Consider the following 22352-nt stretch of genomic DNA (forward strand, 5'->3'; position numbering starts at 1 on the left):
TCAGGCCTCCTCGCGGGCGAGCTCGTCTCGGAGGAATGCGGCCTGCTCACGCAGTTGCTGGGTTTCCGAAGCGTAGAGATGCGCGAACAGGTCGGCCGGGTCGACGGATGGCTCCGGCATCAGCCCGTCACGCAACTGCGCGGCGACCTCCACTGCGCCGGCCTCAGCAGTCGCCCGAATGTCGTCGTCCAGCCAGCCCTGCTGCTCGAGGTACGTCGTGAGGCGCTCGATCGGATCGCGGTCCAGCCAAGGGGCGACCTCGGCGTCCTCGCGATACCGGGACGCGTCGTCGGCGTTGGTGTGCGCCTGCACGCGATAGGTGTGCGCCTCGATCAGCTGCGGGCCCTCACCGGCACGGGCCTTGTCGACGGCCTGTCCGAGTACGGCGAGCAGCCCGGCGAGATCGTTGCCGTCGGCGCGTTCGCCCGGGACGCCGTACCCGATGCCCTTGTGCGCGAGGGACGGTGCCGCGCTCTGCCTGGCGAGCGGCACGGAGATCGCGTACTCGTTGTTCTGGATGAAGAACACGACCGGCGCCTGGAAGACCGCCGCGAAGTTCAGCGCCTCGTGGAAGTCGCCCTCGCTGGTGCCGCCGTCGCCGACGAGCGCCATCACGACCGTGTCCTCGCCCTTCAGCCGGGCCGCGTGCGCGACACCGACCGCGTGCGGGAGCTGGGTCGCGAGCGGGGTCGCCTGCGGCGCGACCTTGTGTTCGTACGGGTCGTAGCCGCAGTGCCAGTCGCCCCGGAGCAGTGTCAGCGTTTCGACCGGGTCGACGCCACGACTCATGATCGAGACAGTGTCGCGGTACGTCGGGAACAGCCAGTCGCCGTCGCGCAGCACCATCGTCGCCGCGAGCTGACATGCCTCCTGACCGAAGGACGACGGGTAGACCGCGAGCCGACCCTGGCGGACCAAAGCGCTCGCCTGATCGTTGAACCGGCGACCCCGGATCAACTGTGTGTAGCCGTCGAGCAGGGCTTCCTTGGTGGGCAGCCGGTACGACGGATGGTCGTGCGGTACGCCGTTCTGATCGATCAGACAGACGGGTTCCGCGGACGGGAGCAATTGCTCCTCGACGGTGGTCATGGACCCTCCAGCGCAGGAGACGGACGGTAGCCACATCGTCGTCCCTCCTGGCCAAGTGGATCTAGAGCTGGAATTATTGAGAGACGTTTGGCCTGCACCCGAGCCGAGGAGATCGCACGAATGTCCGACGAGGTGATCGTCCACCGGGCCGGTCCTGGACAGATTGTCGTCGCTCCGGCGCTCGACGAGATCGATCGGCAGATCATCGAGGCGCTCGGGCGGGACGGACGGCTGTCGATCCGGGCCCTCGCGGACGAGGTGCACATCTCCCGCGCGAACGCGTACGCCCGCGTCGAGCGGCTCACGAACACCGGTGTGATCACCGGTTTCACGGTCACCGTCGACCCGCTCAGACTCGGCCTGGCAACGTCGGCGTACGTCACTCTGAGTCTCCGGCAGAGCTCCTGGCGCACCCTCCGCAAGCAGCTCCAGGCGATCCCGGAGATCAAGCACATGGCGCTGGTCGGCGGCGACTTCGACGCGATCCTCCTGGTCCGCGCCGCCGACAACGAGGGCCTCCGCCGCCTGGTCTTGGAGAAGCTTCAGGCGATCCCCGAGGTCCTGGCGACCCGTACTGCGCTGATCTTCGAGGACGTCGGGACCCTCTAACAGCCGCAGGACCTGCGCAGGATCAGTTCTGTCGGGACGGTCAGGGCCTCCATCGTGTCCTCACCGTCGATCAGCCGGCGGACGGCCTCGCGCGCCACCAGCTCGACAGGCTGGCGTACGACGGTCAACGGCGGCCAGGTGTACTCCGTCTCGGGAGTGCCGTCGAAGGCCACGACCGCGATGTCCTCCGGCACGCGCACACCGGCCTCGTGGAGCGCCCGCAGTACACCGATCGCTTGCAGGTCGGAGCTGGCGAAGATCGCGGTGGGCTCGGCCGGCAGCAGCGTTTGCGCTGCGCGATAACCGCCCTCGCGGGAGAACGTCGCCCGCGCGATCGGCCCCTCAGGGAGACCCGCGGCGGTCAGCGCGTCGCGCCAGCCGAGCTCGCGTTCCGGGTGGCCCGCGCCTCCGATCACCAGACCGATCGCGCGATGACCGTGCTCAATCAGGTGCTCTACTCCGCGGCGGGCGCCCTCGCGGTACGCCGGCCGCACCGAGCTGACCGTCGGCAGGACCCGGTTGATCGCGATCACCGGGACCTCGACGTCGTCCAGCGACGGATCCGCGGTCGGCGCGACCAGTACGAGTCCGCTGACCTGGCGCGTGAGCAGCTCGGCGAGCTTCGCGCGCTCGGTGGCCGGATCCCCGTCGGTGCTCGTCTGCAGTACGACGTACCCGCGCGCCGCCGCCTCCCGGTCGACCGCCTTCGCGAGCTCCGCGAACAGCGGATTGCCCCCGTCCGGGGTGATCAGCCCGAACGTCCGCGTCGTACCCATCCGCAACGCCCGCGCGGTCGCGTTCGGCCGGTACCCGAGCGCGCGGATCGCGTCGAGCACCCGCTCCCGGGTCTCCGGGGCGACCTTCCGCGGGCCTTCGTTCACGACGTAGCTGACGACGGCCGTGCTGACCCCGGCGTACTCCGCCACATCGTTGCGGGTCACCGGATCCTTAGAGGGCATCTGAGAACCCTGCGCCTACTGCGCGGCGCTCGGCGGGCACATCGCCGCGTTGGAGGACGAGGCACGGAGAACCCCACTCCGAGCCTCGTCCTCCGCCTTGCGCTGCACTCCGCCGAGCACCTGCTCGCGACGGCGCAGAGTTCTCAGACACCCTCTTTGGCATGCAGTGATGGTACGACGGTTGACCGTCCTGGAAAGCGATTGCTAGCGTCGGTGTCTACACGAGTAGAAGGAGTCCACCGTGGCCAGACGATATGCAGTCGCCGGGACCGGTTCGCGAGCGCAGTCGTACATCCGCGCGATCCTCCAGCAGCACCCCGAGGAGGCGGAGCTGGTCGCCCTGCTCGACCCGAACCCGGGCCGGCTGGCGTTCCACCAGGGCAAGCTGACCGAGCTCGGCGGCCCCGAGCTCCCGCAGTACGGCGCCGACGACCTGGAGCGGATGGTCAAGGAGCAGGCCGTCGACCGCGTCGTCGTGACCAGCCCCGACTACACGCACGCGGCGGTCGTGGCGCGACTGCTGCGGGCCGGCGCGGACGTCATCGTCGAGAAGCCGCTGACCATCGACGCGGACGGCACGCGGCAGATCGTCGACGCGATGCACGAGTCGGGCAAGTCCGTGGTCGTCACGTTCAACTACCGCTACTCGCCGCGGAACAGCGCGCTGCGGCAGCTGATCCAGGACGGCGAGATCGGGCAGGTCACCAGCGTCGAGTTCCAATGGGTGCTGGACACCCGGCACGGCGCGGACTACTTCCGCCGCTGGCACCGCGAGAAGAAGAACTCCGGCGGTCTGCTGGTCCACAAGGCGTCCCACCATTTCGACCTGGTGAACTGGTGGATCGCCTCGACGCCGACCCGTGTGTTCGCGTCCGGCGGGCTCGCCTTCTACGGGTCCGAGAACGCGGCGGCTCGCGGCCTCGGCGAGCGTCCGGCGCGCGGCACGATCGACGGGGCCGCCGACGACCCGTGGCTGCTCGATCTGCGCACCGACGACACGAACCGGCAGTTGTACTACGAGAGCGAGAAGTACGACGGGTACCTGCGCGACCAGGACGTTTTCGCTCCGGGGATCACGATCGAGGACAACATGTCCGTGATCGCGGAGTACGCGAACGGTGCGCGGCTGAGCTACTCGCTGAACGCGCACTCCCCGTGGGAGGGGTACCGCGTCTCCGTCAACGGCACGCTGGGCCGCGCCGAACTGGAAGTGGTCGAACGGGCCGCGGTCGTCGACGACCAGATCGACCCGAGCTACCCGTCCGACCGCGTCATCGCCGGCGACGTTCGCACCAACGGCGAGCGGCTCGTGCTGCAGAAGCACTGGGCGCCGGCCGTCGAGGTCGAGATCCCGCGCGGCGAAGGCGGCCACGGCGGCGGCGACAAGCTGATCTACACCGACCTTTTCGTTGGCCCTGACAACGATCCGCTGAAGCGCGCGGCCGACGTGCATGACGGCGTCCGTGCGGTGGCGGTCGGCATCGCGGCCAACCAGTCACTCGCTTCCGGTCAGCCGGTCGTCGTCGCCGACCTCAACCTCGGCGGCTGGGGCGCGTAACCCGGTCTCGGTCAGGATCTGCTGGACGGTCGCGTCGAGCGAACTCGACTCGTCGATCACCGTCTCGTGCGGCCGCTCCAGCAGATCCCTCGGCCGGTACCAGTCGGCCATGTCCTCGGCAGTCAAGGCGCTCGCCTTGTCGCGGGTCGCGTGCCGGCGGACGGTCTCCTCGAACGGGATGTCCAGGTAGTAGAAGTGCCCGCCGTGGTCACGGGCGAGTGCCGCGAGCATCCCGCCGTACCGGACCGTCGGCAGGATTCCCTCGATCACAGCGTGAAATCCGCGGGCGAGTGCGTACCGCGCCATCTGCCCGATGAGGTCGATGTTCGCGCCGTCGGGCTCAGCCAGCTCCTGGAAGACGGTACGGCGTACGTAGTCCTGCTCGATGTAGGCGATGCCGTGACCGTACTGCCCGCGGATCCCTTCCACGATGGAGCTCTTGCCCGATCCGGAGTTCCCTCTGATGACGATCAGCCGCGAATCCACACAGGCATTACTACCAGGCGGCGGGGAGGCCGGGGCGGTGTGTGCCGAAGGTCCATTCGTAGCCCTCGGGGTCGGCGACGCGGCAGCGGTAGTTGCCCCACTCGGTCAGTTCAGGTTTCCACACCACGTCTGCTCCCGCGGCGGTTGCCTTTGCGAAGATGGCGTCGACCTCGTCCTGCGTGTCGAAGGCGACGTACATCCCGTGGCCGACGGTTTCGCCTTTGCGGGCGGGCCGGTCGTAGCCCTCCTCGTCGGTGAACAGCGTGAACGAGACCCCGCCATACCGCATCTCGGAGTGCATGATCCCGCCCTGGTCGTCCGGGACCTCCATCGTGGTCTCGAACCCGAACGCCTTCTCGAGCCAGCGGAGTGCGCCGGGGGCATCGCGGTAGCCGAAGTACGCGTGGAACGTCGCTGTGTTGGTCATGCATCCAGCATCGACGGGGTAGCGGACAGGACGTGTCCGCTACCCCGGCCGGTGATTATTTCCGGAACTGGCCCGGGCCGAGCACCTGCCAGCCCTTGGCGGCCGGCGTCTGCAGCGAGCTCAACGGCATGCTGAACGTATGCACCAGCCGATTCGGCCGGCTGATCGCCCAGAAGGTCGGATGCCGCGGGTCCGAACGGTCCCACGCGATGCCCTGGCCCTGTACGTCGGGCAGCTCGACGGTCGCGATCCAGCGCAGCTCGGAGCCCGCGACCGGCAGTTCCATCACGTAGGCCTCACCCAGGTCGTGGCCGGTGAGCCAGAGCCGGCCGTCCGGTCCCCAGGAGCCGCCGGAGTTCGACATCGGCTTGAAGCGGTCCAGGATCGGCTTCGGGATCGTCCAGGACGCGAGCGGTTCGAACTTGTCGTTCAGCTTCACGATCTGCGTGTTGTACGTCTGACCGTACGGCTGGTTCGTCTCGTCCGAGATGTCGTCGTAGTTCGCGAACCCGGCCCACCACGCCCCGTCGTGCCGGTCCAGCCAGGTCAGCGAGCCACGGTAGATCCCGAACGAGTACGAGTCGACGTGGCGCATCGTCTTCGTGTCGAACACCTCGATCGAGCTCTCCATCGGCCACTCGGGGTAGTTCGAGTGCACGGCGTACAGCTTGGAGCCGACGACCGCTCCACTGTCCATGTGCACGAACGGGCCGTCGGTGTCGCCGGCGAACTGCAGCAGCGGCGCACCGGTGCGGCGGTCGTGCTTGGTGATCGTGCGGTTGTTGACGGCGTAGAAGTACTTCGCGTCAACAGCGACTGCCTGGTTCGCGTCGAAGGCCGGGTACGACGTGAGCGGGGTGGCGTCGTACGTCGGGGGCGTCGCGATCGTCGTACTGGCCTCAACGGTTCGCACCGGGACGGCCGACGCGGGGGACAGGGCGACTGCCGCTAACACTGCTGTCGCGAGGGCGAGGGCGGGGAGCTTTCGCATCACAACCTCCAGGGGACGTGGTTCTTGCTCCCGACCCTCGGTTCACCGTCGGAACACCGCGTGAATCCGATCCGTCAGGTAGCTTGCCGTCGGGCTGCTCGTTGACGGCGGAACCAGATCGCCAGAGCGATGCACGGAACCAGCAGTCCGCCGATGCCCAGGGCGAGGAAGTCCCATTCCGCGCCGATGTGGTCGACCAGCCAGCCGAAGTTCTGGCCGAAGAATCCGGTGACGAACGTCAGCGGGAGGAAGACCGTGGCGAGGATGGTGAGCTGCTCGATCGTCGCGTTCTGCCGGACGCTGACCTTGGTCTGCTCGACACCGATCACCGCCATGTTCGCCTCCAGGACGGTCGCGAGCAGGTCACGCTGAGCGGCGACCTCCTCGTTCACCAGGACGAGGTGGTCGTGCACATCGCGGAAGTACGGCAGGAGCGCGGTGTTGCGGGCGTCGCGCTCGAGCGTCGCGAGTACGGCGATCAACGGGTGTACGGCGCGGTAGAAGTCGGTCACCTCGCGGCGCAGGAAATAGATTCGCTCGGTCGGGGCGACCGAACCGGCGAACACCGTCCGCTCGACCTCCTCGATGTCCCGCTCCAGTTCCGCGACGACCGGTCCGTACCCGTCGACGACCTGGTCGAGGATTGCCCAGAGCACCGAACTCGTACCGCATTCCAGCAGCTCGGGCCGTTGCTCGAGCCGGATCCGCGCGCCGTGCAGGTCACTCGCCACACCCTGACGGACGGTGATCACGAACGCCGGCCCGACGAACACGCTGACCTCGCCGAAGTCCACTTCCTCACGTTCGTCGTCGTACCGGGCGGTGCGCAGGATGACGAGGCGGATGTCGCCCTCGTACGGCTCGACCTTGGGGCGGAGGTGAAACGTTTGCGCATCCTCGACGGCCAGCTCGTGCAGGCCGAAACTCTCCCGGACCTCGGTGAGTTCCTCGGCGGTGGGCTCGTACATGCCCAGCCAGACGAACCCGCCGGCCCGGCAACTCGCGGCGGCGTCCGCGACCGACATCGCCTCGACGTGCTGGCGGCGTCCGTCCCGGTAGTAAGCGCAGTCGATGATCATGGTGACCTCCTCCCCTGATCGTCGTCTTTTCAGCCGCCGGGGCAAGTGGCGTCGGGCGAAGCGGGGGTGAACTTCGGTTCTGGTTCAGATGCTGGTCGGGTTCCTGGCACGGGTCGCGGCCGTCGACAAAGATGAGGCCATGGGACTACCAGTCGTACTGATGCCAGGACCGATGCACGAAGCCGTCGCCCCCGGGCTGGACGGTCACTGCGAGCTGATCCGGCTCTGGGAGGAGAGCGACCCGGACGCCGTACTCGCGGCCCGCCGGGACGAGATCGTCGCCGTCGCCACGGGCGGTACGGCGATCGACGGCCCGTACCTCGACCGCCTGCCCGCGGTCCGCCTGGTCGCGAGCTTCGGCGTCGGCTACGACCGCATCGACGCGACCGCCGCCGCTGAGCGCGGGGTCATTGTCACCAACACGCCGGGCGTCCTGGACGACGAGGTCGCCGACACCGCGCTGGGCCTGCTGCTGATGACGGTCCGCGAGCTGGGGCAGGCCGAGCGCTATCTCCGCGACGGCAAGTGGGCCGGCGGCGGCCCGTACCCGTTGACCCGCGCAACCATGCACGGCCGCCGGATGGGCATCCTCGGCCTCGGCCGCATCGGTCAGGCGATCGCGGACCGCGTCCAGCCGTTCGGCATCACCGTTGCCTACCACAACCGCAGCCCGAAGGACGTCTCCTACCAGTACTATCCGTCGCTCGTCGAGATGGCCGCCGACGTCGACATCCTGATGATCGTCATCCCCGGCGGCGACACCACCCGCCACCTCGTCAACGCCGAAGTACTGAAGGCCCTAGGCCCCGACGGCATCGTCATCAACGTCGCCCGCGGCACCGTGGTCGACGAACAGGCCCTGGTCGACGCCCTCCGCACCAACACCATCCACGCCGCCGGCCTCGACGTCTTCGAACACGAACCCAAGGTCCACCCCGACCTCCTCACCCTCCCCAACACCGTCCTCCTCCCCCACGTAGGCTCCGCCACCATCCCCACCCGCGAGGCCATGGCCAACCTAGTAGTCCGAAACCTCACCACCTACCTAACCAAAGGCACTCCCGTAACCCCGGTCCCCGAATCCACCCACCTGAAACAGCTGTAGTCACAGCGAGATCGGGGGGCCGTACTGGGCGACGTACGACTGTTGGGTTGGGGTCAGTGGGGTTTTCTCGACGGCAACTTGGTAGAAGGTTTCGTTGTCCATCCACCAGCGCCAGGTGAATTCGGCGAAGGAGTTGGCGACTACGACGTACTCGTTGGGTTGCTGGCGGTCGTCGTCGGGGTCGGGGGTGAAGCCGGTGGGGGAGGTTGTGCCGAGTACGGCGGAGGTGCCGTCGTCGGCTAGGTAGAGGAGCCAGTGGTAGACCCATTGGGAGTCTGAGATCAGGTGCAGGAGGCGGCCGCCTTCGACGGCGACGGTGAAGTCGCCTAGGTCGAAGTACGAGTCGGTGGCGCTTCTCAGGCGGTCGCGGAGTCCTTCATCCAGGAATCGCGCGAAGTCGTCGGGCACGGTGGCGCGGTCCCCGAGCAGATCGGCCACAGCCTGCACCGACAGATCCCTGACGGCGTCGGAGGAAGCGCTCGCCAGGTAGTCCTCGGGATGGCGGGGCGCGTCGCGCAGCCATTGGAGGTCGGCGACGTCGGCGGGCGCGGGCGGGAGTTCGTCGTAGCCGACGTACGTGGCGAGGATTCGCTCCGTGGACGTGCCGGGAACCTGGATGGTCACCCACCGACGAGGCAACTGGGACAGAAAAAGCACAGGCCTACCGTCCCACAGCGTTGTTAGGGTTTCTGGATGCGTGCCCTGTTGCCGCGCTCGACGCCCGCCGCGTCAGGTGTGTCGGCCCGTTCGATCATCGAGCTGCTGGACGAGCTCGAAGCACAAGCCGTCGAGTGTCACTCGATCATGGTCGTACGTCGCGGTCACGTCGTCGCGGAAGGCTGGTGGGCGCCGTACTCCGCCGAACGCCCGCACCTGCTCTACTCGCTGACCAAGTCCTTCACCTCGATCGCGGTCGGCCTCGCGATCACTGACGGGCTGCTCGCGCTGGACGACCGGTTGGTCGACGTGCTGCCCGACCACGTTCCGGATGACGTCTCGGAGCAGGGACGCCGGATCACCGTTCACCACCTGCTGTCCATGACGGCCGGCCACGCCGAGGACAGCCTCGACGAAGCCTGGCGACTGGAACCGGGCGATCTGGTGAAGGGCTTCCTCCGTACGCCGTTTGCCGCGCCGGAGGGCACCCAACACACCTACGACAACTCGACCACGTTCATCCTGGCCCGGATGGTGGAACTCGTCACGGGCCGCGGTCTCCCGGAGCTGCTCGACGAACGCATCTTCCAGCCGATGGGCATCGACCACGCCGAATGGGACCGAGTGGCGAGCGGCGCCGCGTTCGGATTCCACGGACTGCACCTCACCACCGAGGCCGTCGCCGCGTTCGGTGAACTGCTGCTACGCGGCGGCGTCTGGCGCGACCGCCAACTCGTCCCGCGCGAATGGGTCGAGCTGGCCACCAGCCGGCACATCGACACCCTCCCCCTCCCGAACTGGAGGCGGAACCCCGACTTCCTGTACGGATACGGCTACCAGTTCTGGATGTCGCAGCACGGCTACCACGGCAACGGCGCGTTCGGTCAGTACTGCGTAGTTGCTCCGGCTCACGATCTGGTGATCGTCGTGACCGGCTCCATCGAGCAGGAACACGCGCTGCCCGGCCTGTTCTGGAATTGTCTGCTGCCCAGCCTGGATAAGGCGGGAAACGCCGAGGACGACGAACTACTCGCCGAGCGGCTGCGGCAGTTGTCCTTCACACCGGTACAGGGTTCGGCCGCCCCGGACCGTTCCGTCAAGGCGATGCTCGACGGCACCGCGGCGGACTCCCCGCTGCCCGACGGAACCACCGTGACCGTCGATCCCGTGGCCGGTGGATGGCGCCTGCGACTCGGGTCGCTCCTCGAATTCGAGGTCGGTCACGGCGAATGGCGGGAGAGTTCGCCGCTAGGTCGTCCTGTCGTTGCCGCCGGCGCCTGGCAGGGCGAGACGTTCGTCGCCGAGCTGTTCGTCATCACCACCCCGCACCGGGTCCGCCTGGTAGTAGAAGCAGGGACTGCGGTGGCGACGTGGAACACCCTGCCGCTGACCGGCCCGAACCTGGTGCTGCATGTGCAGTCACCACTGATGACCCGGCCCGACGTCTCCTAGGACTCAGCGAGTCAGGATCGTCTCTTCCGTGAGGTGCGCGAGCTTGGCCGGATTCCGTACGGCGTAGAGGCCGGCGATCTTGCCGTCCTCCACGTGGAGCACGGTCACGGTGTCCACCTCACCGGTGAAGCGGAGCAGCAACGCGGGTTGCCCGTTGATCTGGATGACTTCGAGGGAACCTTCCGCTAGGCGCTCGACAGCCAGGGCGAGGAGGCGGGCAACCTTCTCGGCGCCGACGACCGGGCGTGGAAGGGCCTGAACCACGCCGCCGCCGTCGCCCAGGAAGACCACGTCCGGGGCGAGGATGTCGACGAGGCCTTGGATGTCGCCGGTGTTGACCGCGCGCTGGAACGCTGCCAGGGCGTGGCGGGTCTCGTTGGCGGAGACGACGCCGCGCGGGCGGCGGGCGGCTACGTGGGAGCGGGCCCGGTGAGCGACCTGGCGGACGGCTTCGGGGGTCTTGTCGACGGCCTCGGCGATCTCGGCGTAGTCCAGGCCGAACACCTCGCGGAGCACGAACACGGCGCGTTCGGTCGGTTTGAGCGTTTCGAGGACCAGCAACATCGCCATCGAGACGCTGTCGGCGAGTTCGACGTCCTCGGCGACGTCCGGCGCGGTGAGCAGCGGTTCCGGAAGCCACGGGCCGACGTACGACTCCTTGCGGCGGCCGAGGGTGCGGAGGCGTTGGAGGGCCTGGCGGCTGGCGATCCGGACCAGGTACGCGCGGTGGTCCTGCACCGTGTCGAGGTCCACCTTGACCCAGCGCAGCCAGGTCTCCTGCAGGACGTCCTCGGCGTCCGCGGCCGAGCCGAGGAGTTCGTAGGCGACGGTGAACAGGAGGTTGCGATGGGCAACGAAGGCCTCGGTGGCCCGGTCCGTACCGGTCATGTGCTGGTCTCCTCGTCCGCGCGTAGGTCACCCACCAGATGCCGCTCGGCCGGATTCTGTGACACCTCTGGCGGTATGGCGCTCGTCACGTCGTCAGATCGTCACGGGAGTCGCGCCGGCGGCATCTCGTGTTCGTCCAGTAGATCCCATGAGTGAGGACGACGACGATGGAACCCCGTATCGACCTGATGCAGAACGAGCTCGGCACCAAGTTGGCGAAGCGGCTGTTCGCGGTCCACGCGCTGCTGCAGCAGACCGGCCTGCCGGCGGCGACCCAGAACCTGGTGATGCTCCGGGCCAGTCAGATCAACGGTTGCGGACACTGCATCGACATCCACGCGAAGGAGGCCGCCGCCGAGGGTGAGACCACGACTCGCCTGAACCTGGTCGCCGGCTGGCGCCACTCGACGGTGTTCACCGAGGAGGAGCAGGCCGCGCTGGCGATGACCGAGGAGGCGACCCGGCTCGCCGACGCGTCCGAAGGCGTCTCGGAGGAGACGTGGGCCCGCGCAGCGAAGTACTACGACGAGAACCAGCTGATCGGGCTGGTCACGCTGATCGCCATGATCAATGCGACCAATCGGATGGCCGTCACCCTCAACCAGCTCGGCGGCTCCTACGAACCCGGTCTGATGGCGGCCGCGGTCAACGGCTGACCTACTCCGACGCGGCGGCCGGGGCCGGAAGGTCCCAGATGCGCTCGGTCTCCCAGGCGTACTCCCAGGCCTGGATGTCGGGCGGCTCGATGTCCATGCCGGTGAGGATGGCGCAGACCTGTTCGCGGTGGTGGTTGGCGTGGTTGATCGCCTGGGCGACGAAAATGCCGGCGCGGGTGCCGCGGGTGTTGTCGTCGACGATGATCACGCGTTCGACGTCGAACGGCTGGGTGAGGAAGTACTCCCACAAGGCGCCGGCCTCGGCGTTCCAGGTGGCCAGCGTTTCCAGGTCGGTCGCCGGTTCGCTGTCGACGTACTCGAGAGGCCGGTCGGCGATCCGGCGCAGGTAGCTGCCGTCGCAGCGGACGATGTGGTCGAGGGTGGCGAGAATGCCGCCGTACGTGCCGACGCCGGTGACCTCGAGCTGCTCAGCGGTCAGGTTCTGGGCGAGGCAGAACCTGATCAGGCTCCCGGTCGCCCAGTTGTTGTGCCGGATGGGGTCGAAGAGCAGGTCGTTGAGTCCCATGCGGTCCAAGCTAGCCGCGTACGCCGTGCCCGGGGTACTGGATTTCGTCCCCGGGCACGACGTACGGCGTCAGCTCGCCTCGACGTTCACCATCCAGTTGATGCCGAACCTGTCGGTGACCATGCCGAACTCGTCGCCCCACACCTGCTTCTCGAGCGGGACCGTCACCTTGCCGCCGTCGGCGGACAGCTTCTCGTAGTAGCCGCGCAGCTCGTCGCCCCCGCCGCTGAGGCTGATCGCGATGTTCTCGCCCGGGTTGTAGGGCATGCCCTGCGGCGTGTCGGCGGCCATCAGCGTGAACCCACTCGGGGTCTCCAGCATGCTGTGCATCAGCTTCTCGTCGTCGTCCGGTCCGTGGCTGGCGCCGAACTCCTTGAAGGTGTTCGTGGACAGATCGCCGCCGAAGACCCCCTGGTAGAACTCCATCGCCGCACGCGCGTCGCCGTCGAACTGGATGTACGGATTGAGCCGAGATGCCATCGAACTGTCCTTCCCCCAATCGGCCGGACCCTCTGGCCCGGCGCCCATGTCCCGCACAGTAGACCCGGCCGCCGACAGTTCGCGACCCCTTGAAACCGACCGTCCGGTTAAGGTCTCCGAATGAATCTGCGACACATCACGATCGATGCCGGAGACCCCTACAAGCTCGCGCAGTTCTGGAGTACCGTGACCGGCTGGCCGGTGGCTGACGGCGACGTACCGGGAGACGACGAGGTCCTGGTGCAGGCGCCGGCGCCGATCCCTGGGCTGCTGTTCATCGCGGTCCCGGAAGGGAAGACCGTGAAGAACCGGGTGCACCTCGACTGGGGCCCGACGGAGCGTACCCGGGACCAGGAGGTCGAGCGGATCCTGTCGCTCGGCGGCACGATCCATGAGGACCACCGGGTCCCGGACGGCCGCGGCTGGGTCACGATGAAGGACCTCGAAGGCAACGAGTTCTGCGTCGAACGCAGCGACGCGGAGCGCGCCGGCTGAATTCTGCAACCTCCACCCGTCGTGATCGAACGCCCACGTCCCGTCACTCGCGGCCGCAACCTGTCCAGGGTTGGGGTCTTCGGGGATCCTGGTGTGGGGAACCGGGGGGTTCGCTCCGGGGTGTTGGGGGTAGGAGCATGCAGCGAAATCGGGGGTCACCGCGTCATGTCGGTGTAGGGACACGGCGACGGAGACTGGGGGGCGTCGAAATGTTGCAACAGGTGGGTCATGCGCATCACAGGAAGCCATCCGCGCTGCGGGCGTTCCTGGGGTCGGTCGTCGCGATCGTCGTGACGCTGCTCGTAGTGGCGTTGCTCGGCGGCGTGCTCGTCGTACTCGAGCCCCGGTCGACGAGCGCCGACACCACGGTCGGCGGGTCGTACAGCGTTCCGTCGAGCGGGCCCGGGCGCTACGGATCGGGCACACTCGGGCCGTGGCAGAAGCTGATCCACCGGATCAGTCCTGAGGACCAGATCCGCGAGGTGCTCGCGTTCGACGGGGTCTTCATGTTCGGCGACAGCATCGCAGTCCAGGACAGTGCGGCGCTCGAGCGATTGCTGGCGGATCGCACCGGCGACTCGATCGCCTTCCACGACTGGTCCGGGCAGTCGTCGTCGGCAGCGGTCGACGCGCTCGAAGAGTGGTCGCGCAGCTACGGTCTGCCGCGGCGGATCGTGATGGCGGCCGGTACGAACGACATCTTCGACCCGCCCGCGTTCGCGGCACAGGTCGAGCGCGCGCTGCGGATCGCCGGACCTGACCGGACGGTGTACTGGGTGAACGTGTACGTCGACCGCACCAAGCAGCCGGCCGCCGTACGGCAGGCCGATCTCGCCAACAGCGCGTGGATCAACCAGCAACTGCAGGACGCCGCGCTCCGGCACCCGAACCTGCGGATCATCGACTGGTCCGGGTTCCTCATGTCCCATCCGAACCGCCCGGCGCAGTACCTCCGCGACGGCGTCCACACCAGTCAGCCGGCCGGCGGATCCGCCCGCAACGAACTGATCGCGGACGCCATCAGAAATCGCTAACCGACGTGCCAACCTGAGGGCCGGCCTCCGCGTGAAGAGAGCTGAGGAGGTAGGCATGTTCATCAAGCGCTGGTCGACCTCGGCTGCCATCATCGTGGTCCTGACCGCGTTCCTCTTGGCTCTGCTGCATCTCGAAGCGCCGACCGCGCATGCGAAGGCCGCAGCCCCGGTCGTCAGTTCGGGAACCTACGGATCCGGTGCGCTGGGATCCTGGCAGGCCAACAACCGCGTGATCTCGAGCAGCACGGAGGTCCGCCATGTCGTCGCGTCCGACGGCGTGGTCCTCTTCGGGGACAGCATCGCCGTACAGGACGGTGCGGCTCTCGGCCGGCTCCTCGGACAACAGCTGGGTACGTCGTTCGCGCAGTACAGCTGGGCCGGCCAGCCGACGTCCGCCGCGGTCGACGCGATGGCAGCCTGGGCCGGCGAGTACGGCCTCCCGCGGCGGATCGTGATGGCGGTCGGGTCCAACGACATCTTCGACCCGCCCGCGTTCGCGGCACAGGTCGAGCGCGCGCTCCGGATCGCCGGCCCGCAGCGGACCGTGTACTGGGTCGACGTACAGGTCTCCCGGACCGATGAACCGACCGCGGTCCAGGTCGCCGACCAGCGCAACAGCGAATGGATCAACCTGCAACTGGCACAGGCGGCACTGCAGCATCCGAATCTGCGGATCGTCCATTGGGCCGAGTTCCTCGCGGCGAATCCCGAGCGACTGCACACCGACCTGCGCGACGGCCGGCACACAACCGTGCCGGCCGGCCAGAACGCGCGGAACGCCCTGATTCTGCAGGCGATCCGGCCCAACTGACGCTGCCCTTCCGGGCATCCGGAACCGAAGTCGCCGATCCGCGCAACTTTTCGGACCACTCACGACATCTATGAGGTAGAGGAAACAATCTGACCTCGGGGGGGGAACCGATGGCGACGTACCTGGCAGGAGCTGACCGGCAGAACTGATGCCGGGTGCAACCTTCGACGACTCGCTCCGCGTTTCTGAAGTACTCACCGACACAACCACTTGACTCTGTCACCGGGATCGCCCTACCCGAATTCAGGTCTAGGCCAGAATAGCCATGCCTTCGGGTATGCGGGGAGGACCAACGATGCCTGCGAGACATCTCCGCACGTCCAGTACGACGCTGCGACTCACGATCGCGTTGCTCGCGAGCGTCGCCGTACTGGGCGCCGTGCTGATGATCCCGTGGGGTGGCTCCGAGCCGGAGGCCGCTCCGGACCCGACCGTGAGCCACACGCCCGAGCCGCCGACCCCGCCGCCGGCACCGGTGCGGCAGAACGTCTACACGTGCCCGGCGTACAGCGGGATCGACCACGCGAACCCGGTCGCCAACCTCTACAAGGACACATTCACGTGGGGTACGACGCCGCCGACCAAGGTCGGTGACGGTAAGGGGAACATCAACTGGCGGATGAACCCGCCGAACAACCCCAGCTGGTACATGTGGCTGCACTCGCTTCGTTGGCTGGGGCAAGGAATCGACGCCGCCGCGGCCGGCGACAAGGCCGCGCTGCAGCGGGTCAGCGCGATCACGCGCGACTGGGTCAAGGACAACCCGTACTCGTGGAAGTCCGACGTCGGCGCGTACGAGTCCACGATGCACCGCACCAACGTGCTGATCTGTCTGCGGCAGGCGGTGCTGTCGGGGCTGCACGTGGCGCGACTGCCGCTGACGTACGCGTGGCTGGACAAGGCGCTGATGGAGCACGCGTGGTTCCTGCAGAAGAACTACAGCGGCGACTGGAACCACGGCACCGACGAGAGCCTGGCGTTGTTCGGGATCGGGTGCACGCTGCAGCGCGACGATCTGAAGAAGATCGCGTCCGACCGGCTGACGAGTGCGATCAAGACGTCGATCGACACGCAGGGGTCCACGAACGAGCAGTCGACGGCGTACGCGCAGTTCAACTACGTGCTCTGGGGGCGCGCGATCGACGTACTGCGGAAGTGCGGCGTCGACCCCGGTACGACGATCACGGCGCGCCGGCGGGAACTCGCGAAATGGCTCGCGCTGGCGACCAACTCGCTCGGGAACCTGCCGCAGCTCGGCGACTCCGAGGTGGTGCGGACGGTACCCGTCACCGGGACGGTCCTCGAGTACGCCGGTACGCTCGGCGAGCGCGGGATCCGGCCGACGCAGCGGATCGGGATCTTCGACGCCGGGTACATCTTCGGGCGGACCGGATGGGGCGAGAAGCGGCCGTTCACGCAGGAGTCGACGTACAGCATCCGGTTCGGGCCGTCGCAGAAGCTGCACGGGCACAACGACCACACGTCGATCACGTACACCTCGCGCGGGCGCGACATCCTGATCGACGGCGGGCACGCCGGGTACAAGGTGGACGACTGGCGGTTCTGGGCGAAGAGCCAGTTCGCACACAACGAGATGGTCGTGAAGTCGGCGACCGGGCACCCGGAGACCAAGCTGGTGCGGTCGTCGATCAAGGCGACGTCGGAGTTCTACGAGCTGCACGACTCGCCGGGCGCCGGGATCGACCGGACGCGGGACGTGCTGGTGCTGAAGGATCCCGATCTGATGGTGGTGCTGGATCGCGGGGCGTCGGCCGCGCAGCAGGAGTACTCGACGCTGTGGCATCTGCCCGCGGACCAGAAGGTGGTTGTCAGCGGCAACGACCGCGCGGTGGCCGCGCGGCCGGGTGACAAGGTGAAGACGACGCTGCTGCAGATCCCGTTCCAGCAGGCGGCGACGCCGATCGAGGTGACGACCGGGCAGCAGGATCCGATCCAGGGCTGGCACTACACGACGATCGACAAGCGCCTGCCGTCGCCGGTGGTGAAGTTCAACCGGTCCGGGCAGAACGCGAGCATCCTGTCCGTGATCGCTCCGACCCGCACGAACGCGACGGTCTCGTACACGACGTCCTGGCAGGGCTCGCGAATGGTCGTGAACCTGACGGTCGACGGGGTCACGACGGTGATCGGCGTCGCGGCGGACGGGACTCTGCAGCGGATCAAGTAGGTGGCGGTCCGCCGCGCAGGCAGAAGTCGGCTTTGAGCTTGGATTCCGCCGACTTTGACGGGTTCTGCCTGCGTGGCAGTCCGCTTCAGGACTTGGCGCCGACGGGTTTCCAGTCGCGGGGCGGGTCTTCGCCGACGCGGCCGTCGACGGCTTCGCGGATCAGGTCGGCGTGGCCGGTGTGGCGGCCGTACTCCTCGATGAGGTCGCAGACTAGGCGGCGAAGGCTCGCGTGCCGCCCGTCCGGCCAGGTGATGTCGGCCGGCTGGTCGAGCCCGCCGTCGGCGATCGCCGCCGTCAAGGTCTCCCGGGACCGGGCGACCGCGCCGTCCCACAACGCGTACAGCTCGGCCGGCGTGTTGTCGGCGGCGGAGTTGAACTCCCAGTCGTTGTCGTCCCGCCAGCCGTTCTCCAGCCACGGCCCGCTCATCGGCTTCCCCTGGAACTTCACGTCGAACAGGTAGTCCTCGTTCGCGGCGAGGTGCTTCAGCAACCCGCCGAGCGTGATCGACGACGCCCCGATCCGCGTGTTCAACCCGTCCGCGTCCAGTTCGTCGACCTTGTACCGGAACGTCGTACGCAACCGGTCCAGCGCCCCGACCAGATGCTCGACATCACTCCCCGCCAACGGCGGCTCCCACCACGGCGACACCCATGTACTTTCACTCATGGCAGCACGGTAGATCCGATTCCGGACGCTCTTCTTCCGGAACCTGAAATACTCGACCGCATGCAGCGATACGCGGGTGTGATCGCACGGTACGACGGGATGGTCGCGGTGGTCCGGGAGCAGTACGAGGCCTGGGATGCGCCGTACTGGAACCTGCCGAGCGGGGCCGTCGAGGACGGGGAGACTCCGGCAGACGGCGCGGTGCGAGAGCTGCGCGAGGAGTCGGGGCTGGTCGCCGCGGCGGAAGATCTCGAGCTGGTGTGGACGACGCGGACGACGGCCGACGGTCGCGTGACGTCGCGGTCGTGGAACTACGTCGTGGACGTGAGCGATCCCGCGTTCGCGGTCGATGACCCGGACGGGTCGGTGCTGGAGGTTCGGTGGGTTCCGGTCGAGGACGCCGTACTGCTCCTGGGCAAGATGCCGTACCCGCCGATCGCCGTACCCGCGGTCGACTACCTGGCGTACGGCATCCGCGGGCGGGACTGGGGATTCACTCTGTACGGCGAGACGTGGAGCTGGGACGAGTGAGCCAGCCGGTGCGTTCGTAAATGTTGCGATCGCCTAGCCAGTCGCGGTTGCGAACCCGTCCGCAGGCGGGCCTCGGCGCGAGCGGCGCGTTCGGCTCGGTGTTGGGCGGTGTTCACAGCGTTCGGCGTACGACGACGTTGCGTTTGGCCGTCGTACGGTCCTCGGCGTACGTCGTGAAACCGGCGGCGAGGAACGTGCTGAGTACGCCGCGGCCGGGGTCACCGGGCATCGCCTTCACCGGGTATGCCTCCACGATCCGCGCGCCCGAGTTCCTCGCGTACTCGACGGCCGCGTCGACCATCGGCGACGTCAGCCCTTGCCCGCGGTACCCGGCCTTCACGAACAGGCAGTTGATCGCCCAGATCGTCTCGTCCTCGGGCTCGTCGATCGGCAGCGTCCGCGAGTGGACGATCGCGTAGTACTCCGTCCGCGGGGCGACGGCGCACCAGACCGCCGGGCGCTCATCGACGTACCCGATGAGCCCGACCGGGACACCGGCGTCGACGAAACCCTCAAGTGCGGCGCGGTTCTCGGCGCTCCCGTTCGCGGCAACAGTTGATGCCGGCAGCCGGCGGGCCATGGACCAGCATCCCCGCGTCCCACCGCTCGGGCCGAACAGCTCGACCAGGTCGTCCCACCGCGCCTGGTCAACCGGGTGCGCCTCCATCCGCGCATTCAACCACGCAGTGCCGGCCTGGTTGACTGGGCTGTGGCCGACTTCGAGAGATTCTGCGGGTGTCCTGTCGGATCCTGGGTTGGCCGTTCGTTGCAGGGGTGAGCGGCGGCCCGAGGATGGGCGCCGAGACGAGGAGTGGTGAGATGCCCCGGTACCTGATCTCGTTCGAGAAGGGCGCGATGGACCACATCCCGGAGGAGGACTTCCCCGAGGTGGGCAAGGCCTCGCACGCGGTGTGTCAGGAGGCGAAGGACGCCGGCGTGTTCCGCTTCGGCGGCGGTTTGAGCTACGACGACGGCGACGTGGAACACGCGGTGGTCGGCACCGACGGACTGGTGACCGACGGCCCGTACCTGGAGGGCAAGGAACTCATCGGCGGCTTCATGACCGTCGACGTCCCGACCCGCGAAGAGGCCCTGCAGTGGGCCGCCAAAATCGCCGCCGCCTGCCGCTGCCCCCAGGACGTGCGTAAATTCCTGCACGACCCCGACCTGATCGAATGAGCTGAGAGATGCTTCCCGACCTCCACGAGGAAATCACCACCCAGGCCGGCCCAGAAGCTGTCGTCGACCTCGAGCTGTTCTTCGACGGGAACGACGATCCCGCCTCGATCGGCTGCAACCTGGCCGATCACCCGGGTCCCGCACGCTTCTACGAAGTGCTCAGCGCGATCCGGGACCGTCCCGAGGTCGAGAGCGTCTGGGTCGGCATCACCGAGGTGATGGACGCGGACGAGTGGCCGTTCAGCGATCACGTCTACGTCGTGACGACAGCGTCGCCGGACGACGTCCGTTCCTGGGCTGGTGCGCTGGATCCGGAAGAGCCGGGCGACAGCTGGTGGCACGGAGTACCTCCGCTGCGGGAGATCGACGTACCGCCATCGTCTCGCCTTGTCACACTCTGGTGGGACTGAACCGCAGATACTGTTGGCGGCGATGAAGACCGAACTCGAGTCCGTCGCCTGGCCGCCTGAGCCGATCAAGACCGAGCGCCTCGTGCTGCGCGAGCCCGAGGCGCGCGATCGTACGGCGATCATCGAGCTGCTCGCCTCTCCGGAGGTCGGCACGTACATCGGCGGCGCGCAGTCCCGCGACGATCTCGAGGGCACGATGCCGGAGGCACCACGACGCCGTACCGGCCTGTTCGTCGTCGACCTCGACGGAGCGACGATCGGCATGGTCACCCTCTACACGCGCGACCCGAACCACCCCGACCAGGTCCGCCCGGACCTCGCGTCGGTCGAACTCGGCTACCTCTTCCTACCGACCTCCTGGGGCCACGGCTACGCCACCGAAGCCTGCACCGCCGCCCTCACCTGGTTCACCACCGCCCGCCCCAACGAACCAGTAGTCCTCACCACCCAGTCCGCCAACCAAGCCTCGATGCGCCTCGCAACCAAACTAGGCTTCACCGAAGCAGCCCGCTACGAAGCCTGGGACGCCGAACAGTGGCTAGGCCTCTGGACCCCACCCCACGCCTGACAGACCCGGGCCAGCAGACGGGTACGCGAGCTGTGGTTGGCTGGCAGCGTGAGTGATGACGTTCATTTCACCGCCAGATTCGCCACCAAACGGATGGCGGCGGACTGCTTGTTCACGGATCAAGCGAACCGGCTGCTCGTGCTCAAGCCCCCTTACAAGCCGACCTGGGACATCCCCGGCGGAATGGTTGAACGCGACGAGTCACCGCGCCTCGCCGCTCAGCGCGAGGTCCAAGAGGAGATAGGCCTCTTGGTGGAGCCTGGCAGCCTCCTCGCCGTGGATTGGATACCGCAGGCAGGAGACTTCACTGAGATCGTCGCGTTCCTGTTCGACGGCGGGGTGTTGGCACCGGCCGACATCGACCGGATCGTGCTCCAGCCGACAGAGGTCACCTCCTCCAGGTTCGTCACACTCGACGAGGCCAGGCACCTCCTCGACCCAGAACAGTTCGCACGCGTCGCAGCCGGTGTCAGGAGCCGACGGACTCCGGAAGCCGTGTATCTGGAGAACGGCGTTCCACCCGGCGTTGCGAGTACCTCGGCACCCGTCGTACGCGAGGATCATGCTCATGGAGATCAGTCCGCGGTTAACCCGCTGGATCAACCGCCAGTTTCCTGAGGGCAGCGCGGAGAGGGTCCTGTCGGAACTTCGTGAGTTGCCCGAGCAGGTCATCGGCGGCCAAGACCCCGAACGCATCCACGCTGCACTCGTGATCCGCACAGCCGGCAACTGGTACCGGTTCCAGCAGTACGTCGCCCTCGCCAAGTCGGACTGGAGAGACGCCTTGATGGGCGCCGACCTGGGCCACGAAGACTGGCCGGATCGGCTCGACGCAGTGCTTGGAACCGACAAGAGGGATTCAGGACGGAATGAGCGCTGACGCTGAGAGATACCCAGACCTCGACGCCGATGAGCGCACCACGCTCAGCCAGTTCCTCGATCAGTACCGTCGCCGGGCGCTTTCGCGCCTCGAACGGCTGACGAACGCGCAGGCGCGAACGAAAAGCCTCCCGGCTACAGACCTGACGCCGGGTGGGATCGTGAAGCATCTCGCACACATGGAAGATCATTGGTTCATCGCACGAGTCGGAGGCGGCGAACTCCCTGACCCGTGGGCGTCGGCGCCGCTCGCCACCCAACCGCAGTGGACGTTCGAGTCCGCGGCCGACGACACAGTCGAAGAGATTGCCGCGCTGTACCGGGCGGCTTGCACCCGTAGCCGCCAGGTCACCAGCCGGCTTCCCACACTCGACACGACCGCGCCCCGCCCCTCATTCGGGAAGGGCCCCGTGACACTTCGCTGGGTCATGGTGCACATGCTCGAGGAGACGGCCTGCCACGTAGGCCACCTCGATCTACTCACCGACGCCCTCACCAAGCAGGCCCGCACCACGCACGACCTCGAAAGAGAACCCCCAGCGCCAGAAAGTAGCCTCTGACCTGGGGGTCTGGTGGAGCCGCCTGTCGGAATCGAACCGACGATCTTCTCATTGCGAGTGCCGCGACC

28 protein-coding genes are annotated in these 22352 nt (G+C 67.6%); 16 read left to right on the forward strand and 12 right to left on the reverse strand.

The window, feature by feature from the left end:
• Window positions 1–1089, reverse strand: a complete 1089-nt coding sequence (locus tag ACLJOO_RS08330; protein WP_410786271.1) for a thiamine pyrophosphate-dependent dehydrogenase E1 component subunit alpha — start codon at window positions 1087–1089, stop codon at window positions 1–3.
• 120 nt (window positions 1090–1209) lie between these two features.
• Between ACLJOO_RS08330 and ACLJOO_RS08335 the strand changes: the two genes are divergently transcribed.
• Window positions 1210–1698, forward strand: a complete 489-nt coding sequence (locus ACLJOO_RS08335; protein WP_131335678.1) for an Lrp/AsnC family transcriptional regulator — start codon at window positions 1210–1212, stop codon at window positions 1696–1698.
• Here the strand turns inward: ACLJOO_RS08335 and ACLJOO_RS08340 are convergent.
• Window positions 1695–2657 carry a LacI family DNA-binding transcriptional regulator gene (locus ACLJOO_RS08340; protein WP_410786273.1) on the reverse strand — a complete coding sequence of 321 codons (963 nt, stop codon included), beginning with the start codon at window positions 2655–2657 and terminating at the stop codon, window positions 1695–1697. The two genes, ACLJOO_RS08335 and ACLJOO_RS08340, sit on opposite strands and share 4 nt — an antisense overlap.
• Window positions 2658–2898: 241 nt before the next feature.
• On the opposite strand from ACLJOO_RS08340, the gene ACLJOO_RS08345 reads away from it, so the two are divergent.
• Window positions 2899–4215 carry a Gfo/Idh/MocA family protein gene (locus tag ACLJOO_RS08345; protein ID WP_410786274.1) on the forward strand — a complete coding sequence of 439 codons (1317 nt, stop codon included), beginning with the start codon at window positions 2899–2901 and terminating at the stop codon, window positions 4213–4215.
• On the opposite strand, the gene ACLJOO_RS08350 is transcribed toward ACLJOO_RS08345, so the two are convergent.
• The 4 genes from ACLJOO_RS08350 to ACLJOO_RS08365 all read right to left on the reverse strand — a co-directional run bounded on the left by ACLJOO_RS08350 (window position 4153) and on the right by ACLJOO_RS08365 (window position 7198).
• Complete coding sequence (locus ACLJOO_RS08350) at window positions 4153–4701, reverse strand: AAA family ATPase (RefSeq protein ID WP_410786276.1); 549 nt, start codon at window positions 4699–4701, stop codon at window positions 4153–4155. The genes ACLJOO_RS08345 and ACLJOO_RS08350 overlap by 63 nt on opposite strands.
• A 10-nt stretch (window positions 4702–4711) precedes the next feature.
• Window positions 4712–5128, reverse strand: a complete 417-nt coding sequence (locus tag ACLJOO_RS08355; RefSeq protein ID WP_410786277.1) for a VOC family protein — start codon at window positions 5126–5128, stop codon at window positions 4712–4714.
• 55 nt (window positions 5129–5183) lie between these two features.
• Window positions 5184–6119, reverse strand: coding sequence for a hypothetical protein (locus ACLJOO_RS08360; RefSeq protein ID WP_410786278.1), 936 nt, complete (start codon window positions 6117–6119; stop codon window positions 5184–5186).
• Between the two features lie 74 nt (window positions 6120–6193).
• The gene (locus tag ACLJOO_RS08365) at window positions 6194–7198 is read right to left on the reverse strand and encodes a magnesium and cobalt transport protein CorA (protein WP_410786279.1); all 1005 of its coding nucleotides are present in this window, start codon (window positions 7196–7198) and stop codon (window positions 6194–6196) included.
• 139 nt (window positions 7199–7337) lie between these two features.
• On the opposite strand from ACLJOO_RS08365, the gene ACLJOO_RS08370 reads away from it, so the two are divergent.
• Window positions 7338–8303 carry a 2-hydroxyacid dehydrogenase gene (locus ACLJOO_RS08370; protein ID WP_410786280.1) on the forward strand — a complete coding sequence of 322 codons (966 nt, stop codon included), beginning with the start codon at window positions 7338–7340 and terminating at the stop codon, window positions 8301–8303.
• Here the strand turns inward: ACLJOO_RS08370 and ACLJOO_RS08375 are convergent, their stop codons facing one another.
• A complete protein-coding gene (locus ACLJOO_RS08375; protein WP_410786281.1) occupies window positions 8304–8927 on the reverse strand; it encodes a hypothetical protein in 624 nt (207 codons plus the stop codon). It abuts the gene before it with no gap.
• A 69-nt stretch (window positions 8928–8996) separates the two neighbouring features.
• On the opposite strand from ACLJOO_RS08375, the gene ACLJOO_RS08380 reads away from it, so the two are divergent.
• Entirely contained in the window at window positions 8997–10412 is a 1416-nt protein-coding gene (locus ACLJOO_RS08380) for a serine hydrolase domain-containing protein (protein ID WP_410786282.1), read from the forward strand.
• A gap of 3 nt (window positions 10413–10415) precedes the next feature.
• On the opposite strand, the gene ACLJOO_RS08385 is transcribed toward ACLJOO_RS08380, so the two are convergent.
• Window positions 10416–11300: an RNA polymerase sigma-70 factor gene (locus tag ACLJOO_RS08385; RefSeq protein WP_410786284.1), complete on the reverse strand. Its 885-nt coding sequence runs from the start codon at window positions 11298–11300 to the stop codon at window positions 10416–10418.
• Between the two features lie 167 nt (window positions 11301–11467).
• On the opposite strand from ACLJOO_RS08385, the gene ACLJOO_RS08390 reads away from it, so the two are divergent.
• On the forward strand, window positions 11468–11956 hold the full coding sequence (locus ACLJOO_RS08390; protein ID WP_410786286.1) for a carboxymuconolactone decarboxylase family protein: 489 nt from the start codon (window positions 11468–11470) through the stop codon (window positions 11954–11956).
• A gap of 1 nt (window position 11957) precedes the next feature.
• Here the strand turns inward: ACLJOO_RS08390 and ACLJOO_RS08395 are convergent, their stop codons facing one another.
• Both ACLJOO_RS08395 and ACLJOO_RS08400 read right to left on the reverse strand, forming a co-directional pair.
• Window positions 11958–12482, reverse strand: coding sequence for a DinB family protein (locus tag ACLJOO_RS08395; protein ID WP_410786287.1), 525 nt, complete (start codon window positions 12480–12482; stop codon window positions 11958–11960).
• Between the two features lie 69 nt (window positions 12483–12551).
• Window positions 12552–12962: a VOC family protein gene (locus ACLJOO_RS08400; protein WP_410786288.1), complete on the reverse strand. Its 411-nt coding sequence runs from the start codon at window positions 12960–12962 to the stop codon at window positions 12552–12554.
• Between the two features lie 120 nt (window positions 12963–13082).
• On the opposite strand from ACLJOO_RS08400, the gene ACLJOO_RS08405 reads away from it, so the two are divergent.
• The 4 genes from ACLJOO_RS08405 to ACLJOO_RS08420 all read left to right on the forward strand — a co-directional run bounded on the left by ACLJOO_RS08405 (window position 13083) and on the right by ACLJOO_RS08420 (window position 17490).
• Window positions 13083–13457 (forward strand): VOC family protein, encoded by a 375-nt coding sequence (locus ACLJOO_RS08405; protein WP_410786289.1) that lies wholly within the window; start codon window positions 13083–13085, stop codon window positions 13455–13457.
• A 221-nt stretch (window positions 13458–13678) separates the two neighbouring features.
• Window positions 13679–14491 carry a GDSL-type esterase/lipase family protein gene (locus tag ACLJOO_RS08410; RefSeq protein ID WP_410786290.1) on the forward strand — a complete coding sequence of 271 codons (813 nt, stop codon included), beginning with the start codon at window positions 13679–13681 and terminating at the stop codon, window positions 14489–14491.
• A 55-nt stretch (window positions 14492–14546) separates the two neighbouring features.
• Entirely contained in the window at window positions 14547–15302 is a 756-nt protein-coding gene (locus ACLJOO_RS08415; protein ID WP_410786291.1) for a hypothetical protein, read from the forward strand.
• A gap of 295 nt (window positions 15303–15597) precedes the next feature.
• On the forward strand, window positions 15598–17490 hold the full coding sequence (locus tag ACLJOO_RS08420) for a heparinase II/III family protein (RefSeq protein ID WP_410786292.1): 1893 nt from the start codon (window positions 15598–15600) through the stop codon (window positions 17488–17490).
• 85 nt (window positions 17491–17575) lie between these two features.
• On the opposite strand, the gene ACLJOO_RS08425 is transcribed toward ACLJOO_RS08420, so the two are convergent.
• Window positions 17576–18157, reverse strand: coding sequence for a DUF664 domain-containing protein (locus ACLJOO_RS08425; RefSeq protein ID WP_410786293.1), 582 nt, complete (start codon window positions 18155–18157; stop codon window positions 17576–17578).
• A 60-nt stretch (window positions 18158–18217) separates the two neighbouring features.
• Here ACLJOO_RS08425 and ACLJOO_RS08430 point away from each other — a divergent pair, with 60 nt between their 5' ends.
• Window positions 18218–18688 carry an NUDIX hydrolase gene (locus ACLJOO_RS08430; protein ID WP_410786294.1) on the forward strand — a complete coding sequence of 157 codons (471 nt, stop codon included), beginning with the start codon at window positions 18218–18220 and terminating at the stop codon, window positions 18686–18688.
• A gap of 112 nt (window positions 18689–18800) precedes the next feature.
• Here the strand turns inward: ACLJOO_RS08430 and ACLJOO_RS08435 are convergent, their stop codons facing one another.
• On the reverse strand, window positions 18801–19355 hold the full coding sequence (locus tag ACLJOO_RS08435; RefSeq protein WP_410786295.1) for a GNAT family N-acetyltransferase: 555 nt from the start codon (window positions 19353–19355) through the stop codon (window positions 18801–18803).
• 152 nt (window positions 19356–19507) lie between these two features.
• Here ACLJOO_RS08435 and ACLJOO_RS08440 point away from each other — a divergent pair, with 152 nt between their 5' ends.
• The 6 genes from ACLJOO_RS08440 to ACLJOO_RS08465 are packed head-to-tail and all read left to right on the forward strand — an operon-like array spanning window position 19508 to window position 22284.
• The gene (locus tag ACLJOO_RS08440; RefSeq protein WP_410786296.1) at window positions 19508–19867 is read left to right on the forward strand and encodes a YciI family protein; all 360 of its coding nucleotides are present in this window, start codon (window positions 19508–19510) and stop codon (window positions 19865–19867) included.
• Between the two features lie 8 nt (window positions 19868–19875).
• Entirely contained in the window at window positions 19876–20277 is a 402-nt protein-coding gene (locus ACLJOO_RS08445; protein WP_410786297.1) for a hypothetical protein, read from the forward strand.
• 22 nt (window positions 20278–20299) lie between these two features.
• Window positions 20300–20845 (forward strand): GNAT family N-acetyltransferase, encoded by a 546-nt coding sequence (locus ACLJOO_RS08450; RefSeq protein ID WP_410786298.1) that lies wholly within the window; start codon window positions 20300–20302, stop codon window positions 20843–20845.
• 48 nt (window positions 20846–20893) lie between these two features.
• Window positions 20894–21463 carry an NUDIX domain-containing protein gene (locus tag ACLJOO_RS08455; protein ID WP_410786299.1) on the forward strand — a complete coding sequence of 190 codons (570 nt, stop codon included), beginning with the start codon at window positions 20894–20896 and terminating at the stop codon, window positions 21461–21463.
• Complete coding sequence (locus ACLJOO_RS08460; protein WP_410786301.1) at window positions 21414–21725, forward strand: hypothetical protein; 312 nt, start codon at window positions 21414–21416, stop codon at window positions 21723–21725. Before ACLJOO_RS08455 ends, ACLJOO_RS08460 begins: the two co-directional genes overlap by 50 nt.
• Window positions 21715–22284 carry a DinB family protein gene (locus ACLJOO_RS08465; protein ID WP_410786303.1) on the forward strand — a complete coding sequence of 190 codons (570 nt, stop codon included), beginning with the start codon at window positions 21715–21717 and terminating at the stop codon, window positions 22282–22284. The genes ACLJOO_RS08460 and ACLJOO_RS08465 overlap by 11 nt, the downstream gene beginning before the upstream one ends.
• Window positions 22285–22352 lie beyond the last annotated feature (68 nt).

It is taken from the genome of Kribbella sp. C-35 (assembly GCF_046549195.1).
In the GTDB taxonomy this organism is placed as follows: domain Bacteria; phylum Actinomycetota; class Actinomycetes; order Propionibacteriales; family Kribbellaceae; genus Kribbella.